Here is a 13,503-nt window from a genome sequence, read left to right as displayed (position 1 = left end):
GCTTCGCGCCTGTGGTGATCGCTGTGCGTCACCCGCTTGCCCGAGCTGGGCGCGGCGTGCCTGCCGTCGTGTTGTCAGAGGCGGGTGAACTGCCAGGTCGACGCGCCGTCGAGTTGGGTGAGGCCGCCGGGTTGGGTGCAGGCGTCGAGGGTGTTGGCGGTGACGACGAGTTCCTGGGTGACGGTCGCGCCCGCGAGGGTTCCGGAGGTGATGAGGCCGGTGGTCGCCACGACCAGTGCGCTGCCCGTCTGGGTGGGGTGACTGGTCCACTCCCAGTGGCTGGTGGTGCTGTTGTCCCACAACAGGGTCTCGTCCCCGGTGCCCTCGGCGAGCAGGGCGAGGCAGGAGCGTTCGGTGCTGCCGGAGAACGGCGCGGAGAAGGAACGCAGGTTCGGGTGGGTCAGGCTGGTGCAGGTCGTGGCGTTCTCACTACCGCTGACGGCGACGGTTTGCGTGGTGTAGGTCAGGCCGGGGGTGAAGTTCACCTCGACGTCCCCGACGCAGGCCACGAGCGCGGGAGTCGCCTGGGCGGGGGTCGGGGTGAGGAGACCGAGCAGGCAGAGTGCCGTCGTGGCGGTCAAGGCGCGCAGCGGTTGGGCGCGAAAGGACATGGGTCAAGCCTTTCCGGCAGGAGGCAATGGATCCACTACGGACTTCGCGTGGGCGGCGCCGACGGCGGTCGCCGAGGTCGTGCGGTGGGTGGCGTCCACTTCCCCGGGAGGACTGGGTCGCTGCCCAGCCGACCCGCGATCTCGCACCGGGCGGGTACCGCGCGGTCCGGACCGAGAAGTCCGCCGTGGCCGTGTCGGTGCGCTCAGCAGGTGATGAGCAGGCTGGTGAGCGCGGTGCAGGTGGCCGTGCGGGAATCGTTGGTGGGGTTGGGGTCCGCCGGGGTGCTGCTGGTGCGGGTGGCGGTGGCGGCGAGTGCGAGGTTGAGCGTGAGCAGGCCGAAGGTGGCCCGGAGGCCGTGGGTGACCTGGGTGCCCGCGGCGACTGCGGTGATCGGGCAGGTCGCGGTGCGGGTGGCGTGGGTGTAGGCGCAGGATGTCGAGGTGGCGCCGGTGGCGGCGGGCGGGAGGGTGACGGTGATGGTGCCACCCGCGGTGGCGGGGCCGGTGTTGGTGACGGTCAGGGTGTAGTCGATGGCCGCGCCCAGCGGCGGCGCGGTGGCGCGCAGGTCCACGGCGAGGTCGGCGGCGGGTGGGGCGACGATGGCGAAGGTCGTGGCGTCGCCCGCGTCGATCGCGGTGACCCCGGACAGGAACGTCGTGCAGGGCGCCGTGGTCCCGGTCGCGCATACCCGCACCGGCACGGCGCTGTCGACGGTGGTGCCGGTGCCGAGTTGGCCCGAGCCGTTCGCGCCCCACGTGCTGACCCCACCGCTGATGAGCGCGGCGGAGTGGTCTCCGCGTTCCCCGGCCGCGATGGCGATGACCCCGGACAGGTACGACGTGCACGGCGCCGTCGCCCCCACGGCGCACACCCTGGTCGGCGTGACCCGGTCCGCGCCGCCCCCGTTGCCGATCTGGCCGCGGTTGTTGTCGCCCCAGGCGTGCACGACACCGCCCACGAGAGCGAGCGAGTGCTCTTGCCCCGCCGCGATCGCGGTCACCCCGGACAGGAACGAGGCGCACGGCGCCGTGGTGTCCTCGGCGCACACCCGGACCGGTACGGCGCTGTCGGTGGGTTTCGCTCCGTTGCCGAGCTCACCCTGGTCGTTGTCGCCCCAGGCGTGCACGACACCGCCTGCGAGGGCCAGCATGTGATCCTCTCCCGCCGCGATGGCGGTGACCCCGGACAGGAACGACGTGCAGGGCGCCGTGGCCCCGACCGCGCACACCCGCACCGGTACGGCGCTGTCGGTGGGCGCCGCGCCGTTGCCGAGGTGCCCGTCGCCGTTGTCGCCCCACGTGTGCGCGACACCTCCGCTGACCGCCACGGAGTCGAACCCCCCGGCGGCGATCGCGGTGACACCGGTCAAGAACGACGCACACGGCACCACCGCACCGACCGCGCACACCCGCACGGGAACGGCGCTGTCCGTGGGCACGGCACCGTTGCCGAGCTGCCCCTGGTTGTTGTTGCCCCACGCCACCACCGAACCATCCGAGAGCAGTGCCAGCGAGTGGTTCTCCCCCGCGGCGATCGCGGCGACGCCGGACAGGAACGACGTGCACGGCACTGCCGCGCCAACCGCGCACACCCGCACAGGGACGTCCCGCTGAGTGGTGGTGCCGTCGCCCAGTTGGGACTGGTCGTTGAGACCGGCCGCGACGACCGTGCCGTCGGCCAGCAGCCACAAGGTGTGCAGCGCACCCGCCGCGACCGCGGTCGCGTTGTCCAGTGCCGGTGCGCAAGGAGGGGCGGCGCCGACCGCGCACGCACTCGCCGGGACCTGGCTGTTGACCACCGTGCCCTGCCCGAGCTGCCCCTGGCCGTTGCGCCCCCACCCCACGGCCGGACCAGGCGGCACGGCCTCGGCCATCGGCGCGACAACACCGGCGGCGACCACGCCGAGCACCGTGAGGAGAACGAGCAGGCGGCTCCGACGAACACCCACGGCCACACGACCTTTCGCGAGATGACGACGCCAGGACCCCGCTACACCAGGAGGCCAGGTACCGAACATATCCGCGATCGACAAGCTATCCGGGTGAACATCGCGCCCATCGGGGTGATCCCACAGGACGCGTTCGTCCGGCCCGCGCACCGCTAGACGCGGACCAGGACCTGGTCGAGGTCTTTGCGGACGAGGTCCGGCACCACGGCGTCGTCGGCGGGGTAGCCGATGGGGATGACGGCGAATGCCTTCTCGTTGCGGGGGCGGTGGAGTGCCTCGGCGAGGAAGCGCATGGGGCTGGGTGTGTGGGTGAGCGCGGCGAGGCCGGACAGGTGCAGGGCGGTCAGGAGCATGCCGACCGCGATGCCGACGGACTCTCCGACGTAGTAGTGCTTGTGCTGGGTCTCGCTGTCGAGGTAGTACCGCTGTTCGAAGACCACGAGGAGGTGTGGCGCGTCGGTGATGTGGGGTTTGTCGCTGTCGGTTCCCAGTGGCAGCAGGGCGGAGAGCCACTCGTCGCCGAGGCGCCCGGCGTAGGCGGCGCGCTCCTCCGCCTCGGCGGCTTCGCGGATCCGGGCGCGGACGCCCGGGTCGGTGACGAGGACGAACGTCCACGGCTGCTGGTGGGCACCGGAGGGGGCGGTGGCCGCGACGGCGACGGCGTCGCGGACGAGCTGTTCCGGCACGGGGTCCGGGGAGAACGACCGCACCGTGCGGCGTTCACGCATCCGCGCGAGCAGGGCCGCGGCGACGTGCGTCGACCGCAGCAGCGGCATCCTGGGCGGCCGGTAGGGCACTGGGGTGTAGGGCTGGGAGTGGATCGGCGACCAGGGGCGCGTCGTGTTCGTCAACGGTGGCTCTTCCGTGTTCGTTCGCGGTCACAGGGATCCCCACGCTAGAGGTGGGTACCGGCTCGGGATGTGGGGAAATCCCTATGCCTGCCCGCTGAGGTGCCGGACGAGTTGAGCCCGGGACCTCAGACCGAGTTTGCGGTACACGCGGGTGAGTGTCGCCTCCACGGCTTTCGTGCTGACGTAGAGGCGCAGTGCGATCTCGCGATTGGACGCGCCCTGGACGACCAGGTCGGCGACGCGCTGTTCGGTCGCGGTGAGTTCCCTGCTGGTGGTGCCGACACCGGCGATGGCCGCGGCGGCGACGCGGGCGTGGGTTGCCCACGGTCGCGCGCTGATCCCCGTGAACAGGTCCAGTGCCGCGTCTGCCGCGCCAGCGGCGGCGGTGTAGTGCCGTCGACGGCGTTCGATGGTGGACTCCACGAGCAGGCACCGGCCCTGCTCGACCGGTTGCCCGAGCGAGGCGAACACGGCGGCTCCTCGCCTGGTGAGCGCCAGCGCCGTCTCGGTGTCGCCTGCCGCGGCGGCGGCGAACGCGAGCGCGCGGTCCAGTCCCGCTCCGGCACCGCGCTCTCCCGATCCGCCCAGGCGGTCTCGAGCGGTGCGCGCCAAGCGCTCGGCCTCGGCGTGCTCGCCGGTGCGGACCAGGCATACCACCAACTCCGGTTGCCAGCGCAGCGAGGTGGGATCAGCGTGGCCGAGGGTGGACTCCACGTGTTGGATCTCGCGCAGGGCCGCGATCGCCGCACTCGTCTCGCCGAGTCGGGTGAGCGCCTGTCCCAGGGCGTGCAGGTGTCGCATCCGGAAGACGACGTTTCCCTCTTGGACGCAGGAGCGCACCCCGTGCTCGGCGTAGGACCTGGCCCGGGTGAGATCGCCCCCGACCAACTCGGCGGTGGCCATCGCGTACCACCCGGGCCCAGGACTCAGCGCGGCACGCGCCGCGACGTGCACGGCACGGCGGGCGTAGGCCATCGCCTCCACGCACCGCCCCTGCCTGGTCGCCACGTCCGACAGACTGCACAGCGGACCCATCAGGTCCTCGACCGGTCCTGCCTCGGCGGCACCGAGCATGCCGAGCAGTGCCGTGCGCGCGTCCTCGAGCCGGTCGTCGTACGCCGCGAACCGGGCCGCGAGGTAGGCGGGAGTCAGGTGGAGCATCCCCGCGGTGTCCGGCACGGGTGCCGCGAGCGCCGCGTCCAGGTACGCACCCCAGTCGCCGCGTCCGAGCAACCGCGACGCGCGCGCACGCAGCGTGAGCCCGAGCACCTCCGTGCGCCTGTCCCCCGCGGACCGGGCGTGGTCCACCGCGTCGACCGCGTGCTCGTCCGCGCCGCGCGCGTCCCCCGCCAACGTCGCCGAGTAGGAACACCACAGGTGCACCGCTGCCAGGGCACTCGCGTTCCCGCTCGCGTCGGACTCGGCGGCGGCGAGCACGTCGGCCATCAACGGCGCGCTCTGGCCCGCGTGGCGGACCAGGGCCGTGCGTACCCGCACGCGGTGCGCCTGTGTGGGCGACTCGGCCATGACCGCGCCCGCCGCGCGTTCGACCAGCTCGGGGACACCGGCGCCGACACCCGCCTCGACCGCCGCGACCAGGGACTCGGCCCGTTCGGCCACCGCGTGCGGCGGATACCTGTCCGCGGCGAGCAGGTAGAGCTCCGCCGCGAGATCCGGCAGGCGCGGGGTGGCACGGGCGGTGGTGGTCAGCGCCCTGGCCACGGCGAGGTCCGGCTCCGGCCGGGCCAGCGCCCGGTGGCGCACCGCCTCGGCCGCGGAGGTGACCACGGCGGACAGCCGCCGGTGGATCCGCCGCTGGGCCGCGGGCCCCGACTTGAGCGCGAGCGCGGCGGACGCGGCGGTCGGCGTGAACCGGATCGTGTCCCCGTCGACGACGAGCATGCCCCAGCGCACCGCCTCCGCGATGTCCGCGGCCGCGTTCGACCGCCCGGACCGCGACAGCAGGGACACCGTCGGCCTGGCGGCCGACGCGCACACCAGTACCGTTTCCCTGGCGGGAGCCGACAGCCTGGACCAGGCGAGGTCGACCAGCTCACCAACCCGGCCGGTGCAGACGGCGAGGGCGACGGCCGGGTTTCCCGCGGACTCGCTGTGGATCCGGGTCGCGGCGCGTTCGGCCACCCCGTGCGGCTCCAGCAGGTCGACCACCTCCGGTGCCGTCATCGGCGGCACCGCGAGCCGAGCCGCTCGTTCACCGGGGATCGCCTCCGCCGCGCCGGAGAACAGGAACCGGACCCGACCACCGGCTCGGCGAGCGGCGTGGGCGATGGCGTCCGCCGACGCGGCGTCGATCCACTGCAGGTCGTCGACCACCACCAGCACCGGTCGCGTGTCGGCCCACCGCCGCAGCACCGCGAGGAACCGGGTGCCGCGAGCCGCGCGCACCCGGGCGCCGCGGCGCGCCAACCGCGCCAGCGATCGCACCTCGCCGTCGGCCTGTTCGCCGGCCAGGAGATCCGCGAGTGCCTGGCCCGCCAGCCACCGCTCGGCGCGGTGGCCACGTGCCGTGAGCACCTTGTCGCCCCGGGTGCGCGCGGCCGCCGCGACGGACTCCAACAAGGTCGACTTGCCGATGCCGCACGGGCCGTCGACCAGCACGACCCCGTCGACCAGCGCCGCGTGCACCCGGGCGAGGAGTTCCGGTCGCGCTGTCATCCTCGGCCACCCGCCCGCCCGACCGCACCCGGATGGTGAACGGTTGCTCGCACTCGCATGCAGCAGACCGTAGGAGCCGTCCCGGGGAACCGCCACCCTCTCGACCGTCGAGACACGCGCCCGCGCGGAGCGGGCACCCGATCCAGCGGCGGTGGGGGTTTCCCCACATCGTCGAGCGCGGGAGCGACTGTACGGTTCGTGGCCCTGCGCGGCATTCGTCCGGATGGCGCCGCGGGCGGCCGGTTCCCGGGGGCGACGGGGTCGACCGGACGGGTGTCCACCCGCGCGAGGCGCGGGCGGACACCACGACCTGGCTGCCCCCTGCCCTGTTGACAACCAGTTCGTCCCGGATCCGGACGTCGCCGCCAGGCGGTGACCAGCGGCCGCGCCAACTGTAGATCGGGGACCGGGGGTGTGGTTGGCGGTCACTCGACAATGTCGGCCGCGCGCCCGCGGCGGATGTCGATCCACAGTGGAGTATCCATGGCGTACTTGCTAGAAGCGGTGGGAATCCGCGAGTCCGACAACGACGTGTACATCGCGCTCCTCGGGGTGGGCGAAGCGCCGGTCGACGAGATCGCGGACCGGGTGGCGATGCCCATCGCGACCCTCCGGCGAACGATGACGCGGCTGGCGCGCGCGGGCTTGGTCACCAGGACCGCGTCGCGGCCAACGCTGTTCACCGCTGTGCCGCCCGATATCGCGGTCGCGGCGCTCGTCGGGGCGCGACGACGCGAACTGCGGGACCTGCGAGCCGCCGCCGCGGCGTTCGACCGGCGCCTGGCCGCGCTCGCGGTGACCGGGCCCGCGGGCGTGGTCGAGGTCATCGAGGGCGACGAGGCGATCATCGACCACCTCGCCCGGGCGCAACTCGAGGCACACGAGGAGGTGTTGATCGTCGACGCGCCGCCCTACCTGTCGGGGGCGCCGCAACGGAATGCGGAGGAGTTGGCGATGTTGGCCCGCGGGGTCCGCTACCGCTGCGTCTACCACCGGCCCGCGCTGTCGACGCCCGGGCACTTCGACCAGGTCAGCGAATGCGTGAGCGCCGGTGAACAGGCGAGGGCACTCCCGTCGGTGTCGATGAAGATGCAGGTCGTCGACCGCCGTACCGCGATGGTCCCGATCTCCTTCGACGCCGCCGAGACGCACAGCAGGCTCCTCGTGCACCCGTCACCCGCGCTCGACGCGCTCGTCCTGTGCTTCGAGTCCCTGTGGCACAGGGCCACCCCGATCGGACCGACCCGCGGTGGCGGTGCACCGGGCGAGCAAGCCCTGCGCGACCTGCTCGCCACGGGGATGGACGATCGGGCGATCGCGCGGACCCTTGGCATCACCGGTCGGACGCTCAGCCGACGGGTGCGCGGGCTGATGTCCGGGCTCGGCGCGGACACCCGGTTCTAGGCGGGCGTCGAGGCCGCCCGCCGCGGGCGGCCCGCGGCCCGATGACGGCGGCCGATGCCGTGGCGAGTACCGGTCAATGACCGGTCCCGCCCCTTCTTCTCGACGATCAAGCACTTCTACGGTCACGACATCGTGCCGACGCGAGCCGCGACGCGGCCACCCGGCACACCCTGCGAAGAAGTGGATCTCCCATGGACACGAAGAAGACGGTGGGCCGGGCATCCCGGTTCACCGCCGCGTTCGGGGTCGCGGTGTGCACAGCCGCCCTGGGCGCCGTCGCACTCGCCCAACAAGCCCCGCCGGGGCCGGTCGACACGCCGGAGGAGGTCGCGATCGCCGCGGCCGACCGCGCTCTCGGCGGGCGAGCGGGCCTGGCGGGCATCAGCGGAGACGACCGATTCGTCCGCGCCGATGTCGAGGCGACCCGACAGGGGCTGACCTACGTCAGCTACACCCGCGAGTTCCAGGGCCTACCGGTGTTCAACGGCGGCGACGTCGTCGTCGTGGTCGACGCCACCGGTTCCGTGCGCGACGTCGGCGGCGACAACCGCCGCGCGGCGCCCCGGTCGACCCGTCCCGGGGTCACCGCGCGCACCGCGGAGGCCGTCGCACGCGCTCACTTCACCGCGGCGGTGCGCTCGATCTCCGCACCCCGCCTGGGTGTCGACCTCTCGGCCGAGCCGCGGTTGACGTGGGAGGTGGTTGTCACGGGCGAGCGGCACGACAGCACCCGCGGTGCCGCGGACCTGGCGCCCAGCGCGTTGCACGTCTTCGTCGACGCGAACACCGGAGTGGTCACCGGGTCCTGGGACGCGGTCGCGCACGCCGAGGGCAAGGGCCACCACAACGGCACCGTCCAGATCGGCACCCAGCAATCCGGGTCCGGCTACCAGCTGAAAGACCCGGACCGCGGCGGTCAGTCCGTCGCGAACGACGGCAGCAAGGTGATCTACACCGACTCCGACGACATGTGGGGCAACGGCGGGGCCAACGACCTGCCCTCGGCGGCGGTCGACGTGCAGTACGCCCAGAACAAGATGTGGGACATGCTGGAGGAGAGGTACGGCCGCGACGGGCACGACGGCAGCGGCCAGTGGCCCGAGGCGCACGTCGGCATGAACGAGGGCAACGCGTACTCCTTCTGCACCAACAGCGCCGCCACCGACTACACCCGCTTCGGCCGCAACTCCAGGAGCACCCTGCAGCTCACGGCGATGGACGTCGTCGGCCACGAGAACGGGCACAGCGTCGACTGCCGCACACCCGGTGGCATGAGCAGGCAGGGTGAGGCGTACGGCATCGGCGAGTCGATGGGCGACATCTTCGGGGCGCTGCTTGAGCACTACGCGAACAACCCCGACGACGCGCCGGACTACCTCGTCGGCGAGAAGGTCGACTTCTCCGGGAACGGCAGCGCGCTGCGCAACATGTACGACCCCGCCAAGCTCGGCGACCCGAGCTGCTGGAAGTCAGGACTGCCCGCCGAGCACGGTTCCGGTGGCCCGCAGAACCACTGGTTCTACCTGCTCGCCGAGGGATCGTCCCCCGGCGGCGGCAAGCCGAACAGCCCGACCTGCAACAGCTCGTCGGTGACCGGGATCGGGGTGTGGAAGGCGGGCGACATCTTCTACCACTCCCTGCTGCGCAAGACCTCGAACTGGTCCTACGCCAAGGCTCGGACCGCGACGCTGCAGGCCGCCAAGGACCTGTACCCGAACAGTTGCGCCGAGTTCGACACGGCCAAGGCGGCGTGGACGGCGGTGAGCGTGCCCGCGCAGTCCGGTGAGCCGACCTGCACCGCGACACCGCCGACCACGACGACACGACCCACCACGACCACGACCACCACCATGACAACCCCGCCCACCGCCACCACGACCAAGCCGCCGACCACGACCGTCCCGGACATCGACGTGGCCAGGGTGCGGGCGCACATCGACCAGTTCCAGGCGATCGCCGAGCAGAACTCGGGCAACCGGTCGGGCGGCTCGGCGGGCCACCAGGCATCGCTGCGGTACGTGCAGGGCGAACTGGACAAGGCCGGGTACACCACCCGTGTGCACGAGTTCAGCTACCAGGGCCGGACCGGCCGCAACCTCGTCGCCGACCTGCCCGGGCGCGGGGACCCGGACCAGGTCGTCATGCTCGGGTCGCACCTCGACGGCGTGTCCGCCGGACCGGGCATCAACGACAACGCCTCCGGTTCGAGCGTGACGCTGGAGGTCGCGCTCACCTACGCCGCGAGCGGCGCCAAGGGCGACAAGGCCATTCGCTTCGGCTGGTGGGACTTCGAGGAGGCCGGGCTGGTCGGCTCGGCCCAGTACGTCCGGTCGTTGTCCGGCGCGGATCGGGCGAAGATCAAGAACTACCTGAACTTCGACATGGTCGGCTCGCCCAACGGTGGCTACTTCATCAACAACATCACCACCGAGTCCGGCAAGGCGCTCAAGGCGCACTACGACGCCATCGGCGTCCAGACCGAGGAGAACACCGAGGGGGCCGGGCGCTCGGACGACAAGTCCTTCAAGGACGCGGGCATCGCGACCAGCGGTGTCGCGGCTGGTGCGAGCAACCGGATGACCGCGGCCCAGGCGGGCAAGTGGGGTGGCCAGTCCGGCGTCGCCTTCGACAAGTGCTACCACCAGGCGTGCGACACCAAGGCCAACATCAACCCGACCGTGCTCGACCGCGGTGCCGACGCCGCGGCGCACGGGGCCTGGCTGCTCACCGGCGCGGCTGACGGCGGCCCGACGACGACACCGACCACGACTCGACCGACCACGACGAACACCACGACCCCGCCCCCCACCTGCTCCCTGCCCCCGTGGACCTCGGGCGAGTTGTACTGGGCGGGCAGCCAGGTCAGCCACAACGGTCGCAAGTGGACCGCGATGATGTTCTCCTACGACGACGAGCCCGGGGTCCCCGGCCCGTGGGGCAACCCCTGGCAGGACAACGGAACCTGCTGAGCCCAGCCGGGTGCGCCGGACCGCTGTCATCGGTCCGGCGCACCCGGCGCCACACCCCCCGCGCACAACGGATCACGAGGGTGGAGGACATCGATGACCCACTTGCTCGCGAGTATCGGGCTGGCTGACACCGACAGCGCGGTCTACCTCGCGGTCCTGGGCACGCAGCAGAGCACGCAGGCCAGGGTGGCCGTGCTGGCCGGTCTGGCCCCGGCCTCCGCGCGCCGCAGTCTGGCCAGGCTCGTCGAAGTGGGCCTGCTGACCCGGTTGCGCACCCGGCCCGCCCAGTTCGCGCCCGTACCCCCGGGGATCGCCGTCGACGCGATCGCCAGTCGACGTGAACAGGACCTGGACAGGGTGCTCGCGCGGGCAGGAGAGCTGACCCGGGCGCTGGAGGCGACCCCGCGCCAGGACATCGTCGAGGTCGTCGACGGACGCGAACCGACCAGCAGGTACCTCGCCCGGGCACAACTCGGCGCGACCGAGGAGGTGCTCTTCGTCGACGCGCCGCCCTACCTCGACCGCGCTCCCGCCCAGAACGTCGAGGAGTTGACCGCGCTGCGGCGGGGAGTCAGGTACCGCACCATCTACGACCGCGCCTCGTTGGACCTGCCCCACCGCTGGGACTACATGGCCGAATGCGTGCGGGCGGGCGAGCAGGCACGCACCCTGACCCCGGCCACCATGAAGATGGTGGTCGTCGACCGGCGCACCGCGTTCGTCCCCACGGCGTTCGGCACCACTCCGGTGCGGTCCGCGCTGGTGGTGCGTGCGTCCCCACTGCTCGACGCGCTGGTGGAGTCCTTCGAGTGGCTGTGGTCACTGGCCGTTCCCGCCTGCGTCGCCACCCAGGTCCCGGTGGGACCGACCGCGCGCCAGCGGCGACTGCTGGCGATGATGGCGGCGGGCATGAAGGACCGCGCCATCGCCCGCTCACTGGGCGTCACTGAGCGAACGGTCAGCAGGCACGTCCACGAACTGCTGACCGCGCTGGGGGCGGACTCCCGGTTCCAGGCAGGCACGCACGCGTACCAGCGCGAATGGCTGCGTGGCTCGACCGGATCACGGTGATCCCGCCCGTCTGCGGAGTTCCCCCACATCCTCACCCTGTGCATCGCCACGACGCGGGAGCCCCTGCTGCTCCCCGGAACGGGAGTGTCCATGAAGAAACTGCTGGCGGTGGGAGCCGCCTTGATCACCCTGTGCTCCGGCTCGATGGTCGTCCGGGCGGCGCAGAGCGCACCGGTCCCCAGCGGGTCAGGGGGCCGCCTGGTCAGCGGCGTTCCCACGACCGGCCAGGTCGAGTGGAACACCCGGGAGCGGTGGACCGTCGAGGTCCCGATGAACACGGCGAACCTCGCGGTCACCGTGGACGGTGCCGGTGCGCACCTCGACCTGATCGGGCGAGCCGGGGCCGCGCCCACGGTGTTCACCCACGACCTCAAGGCCGATACCGCGGACGGGACGGCCGATGTCTCGGTCCCCCTGCCCCGGGCCGGGCTGTGGTACCTGGAGGTCTCGGGCCGGTTCCTGTTCGAACCGCACACCTACACGATCACGGCGACCGCAGGCGGCACGCCACCGACCACCACCGCACCGTCCACAACAACACCGACCACGACCGCACCGACCAGCACGACGCGACCGACCTCGACCACATCGTCGCCGCCGACGACCACCCCACCCGGCACACCCGTTGTCGTGGACCGCAACTGCGCCGACGGGAAGTTCGTGCTGACCGTCGAGGACTTCCGCGAACCCGACCGGTTGCCGAGCATCCAGGACCTCGTCAACGGCTACAACTCGGCCGACTACATGGGTTTCATCAACGGAGTCCTCTCCCGAAGGTATCCCACCGGCAAGCGCGTCATCGACATCGCGGGCGGCAAGCAGGCGGTGGACCGCTGGCTCTGGCGCAAGGACACGGCGGCGCAGGTCCTCGGTCAGCTGAGCATGGTGGTCCACGAGGTCGGGCACGGGATCGACAAGAGCACACCGGAGAACCGGTACTTCGTCGCCCGCGGCAGCAACGGCGCCGACGTGACCTTCACCGCGCCGGGAATGCACGGCAAGGGCACGACCTCGTCGAGCCCGATGTTCTCGATGGCACGATCCCTGCTGCTCGCCGACGCCGAGAACAAGAAGCGGCCGCCCGCCGTCAAGGGCACCATCACCACCAGCCGCGAGTACGGCTCCGGATCCCACGGCAGCGACCCGACCTACGCCGAGACCTACCTCAACGGCGATCCGACCAACACCACGTTCGACTCCGGCGACCAGGGTTTCAACATGCTGGTCGAGGAGTGGAACCAGTACATCAACTCGATGGCCGTCACCTACTCCCTGCAGACCGGCGGCGGTTCCCGGACCAGCGACCGGCACGCCCTGCTGACCTACCTGTGGTGGGTCGAGCGCTACCTCGCCAAGATCAGGGTCGAACACCCGGAGCAACACGACTACCTGGTCACCAGCCCCGCCTGGCGCGAGACCGTGCTGGCGCTGTGGGGCCGGTCGTGGCGCTACCTCAACACCGACACCGGCGGGATGGAACCCGACAGCGGCCAGGTCACCGAACTGGTCCGCCAACCCCACCTGCTCACCGAGATCCACCGCCTGCGCACCGCCAACGGCTGTACCAACCCCGTCGAACTCTTCCCCTGACGGACCTCGAGCCCGCGGTCAGCGGTACCGGGACGGTGAACGGGCACGCGTCGCGTCGCGCCCCCGTTCACCCGGTCCCGATCTCCGTTCCGCTCGACCGCTCCCCGGCGGCCCGATGGTGCCCTCGCCCATCGGGCCGCCGCCCCTTCGCCACCACCCGGCGCCGCACCCAACGCCGCCGAACAGGGTGACGTCGACCTGCGGTATCGACCTCGGGGTGTACTCCATCGAGTGGTGTCCTTGACGCTGTGTTGCCGCTCGGAGTGGTGGTGAGCAGGCTGGGCCGGTCACCGGCGGATGCCCTTCTCAGGGGTCGCACTGTCGCAGAGGGACGATCCACTGTCCCCACGCGTGGATGCTGTCGCGCCGGAATGTCACCGGA

General features: G+C 71.9%; 8 protein-coding genes. 4 read left to right on the top strand and 4 right to left on the bottom strand.

Annotated features, from left to right (window positions below; genetic code table 11):
* Positions 1 to 74: 74 nt before the first annotated feature.
* From CLV68_RS15160 to CLV68_RS15145, 4 genes are all read right to left on the bottom strand, one after another.
* Complete coding sequence (locus CLV68_RS15160; protein ID WP_121391285.1) at positions 75 to 611, bottom strand: hypothetical protein; 537 nt, start codon at positions 609 to 611, stop codon at positions 75 to 77.
* Between the two features lie 203 nt (positions 612 to 814).
* On the bottom strand, positions 815 to 2,560 hold the full coding sequence (locus CLV68_RS15155) for a DUF11 domain-containing protein (RefSeq protein ID WP_170224377.1): 1,746 nt from the start codon (positions 2,558 to 2,560) through the stop codon (positions 815 to 817).
* A gap of 152 nt (positions 2,561 to 2,712) precedes the next feature.
* Complete coding sequence (locus CLV68_RS15150) at positions 2,713 to 3,336, bottom strand: nitroreductase family protein (protein WP_121392292.1); 624 nt, start codon at positions 3,334 to 3,336, stop codon at positions 2,713 to 2,715.
* A 156-nt stretch (positions 3,337 to 3,492) separates the two neighbouring features.
* Positions 3,493 to 6,087 carry a helix-turn-helix transcriptional regulator gene (locus tag CLV68_RS15145; RefSeq protein ID WP_121391283.1) on the bottom strand — a complete coding sequence of 865 codons (2,595 nt, stop codon included), beginning with the start codon at positions 6,085 to 6,087 and terminating at the stop codon, positions 3,493 to 3,495.
* A gap of 483 nt (positions 6,088 to 6,570) precedes the next feature.
* On the opposite strand from CLV68_RS15145, the gene CLV68_RS15140 reads away from it, so the two are divergent.
* The 4 genes from CLV68_RS15140 to CLV68_RS34720 all read left to right on the top strand — a co-directional run bounded on the left by CLV68_RS15140 (position 6,571) and on the right by CLV68_RS34720 (position 13,121).
* Positions 6,571 to 7,491, top strand: coding sequence for a helix-turn-helix domain-containing protein (locus CLV68_RS15140; RefSeq protein WP_121391282.1), 921 nt, complete (start codon positions 6,571 to 6,573; stop codon positions 7,489 to 7,491).
* Positions 7,492 to 7,682: 191 nt separating this feature from the next.
* The gene (locus tag CLV68_RS15135) at positions 7,683 to 10,460 is read left to right on the top strand and encodes a M28 family peptidase (protein ID WP_121391281.1); all 2,778 of its coding nucleotides are present in this window, start codon (positions 7,683 to 7,685) and stop codon (positions 10,458 to 10,460) included.
* A gap of 93 nt (positions 10,461 to 10,553) precedes the next feature.
* Positions 10,554 to 11,531 carry a TrmB family transcriptional regulator gene (locus CLV68_RS15130; protein ID WP_121391280.1) on the top strand — a complete coding sequence of 326 codons (978 nt, stop codon included), beginning with the start codon at positions 10,554 to 10,556 and terminating at the stop codon, positions 11,529 to 11,531.
* A 90-nt stretch (positions 11,532 to 11,621) separates the two neighbouring features.
* Positions 11,622 to 13,121, top strand: a complete 1,500-nt coding sequence (locus tag CLV68_RS34720; RefSeq protein WP_211346556.1) for a PPC domain-containing protein — start codon at positions 11,622 to 11,624, stop codon at positions 13,119 to 13,121.
* The last annotated feature ends 382 nt before the right edge of the window (positions 13,122 to 13,503 follow it).

The sequence above is a fragment of the Actinokineospora cianjurensis genome, assembly GCF_003663795.1.
In the GTDB taxonomy this organism is placed as follows: domain Bacteria; phylum Actinomycetota; class Actinomycetes; order Mycobacteriales; family Pseudonocardiaceae; genus Actinokineospora; species Actinokineospora terrae.
The sequence above is the reverse complement of the archived record's forward strand: the minus strand, read 5'-3'. Positions and strand labels throughout refer to the sequence as shown.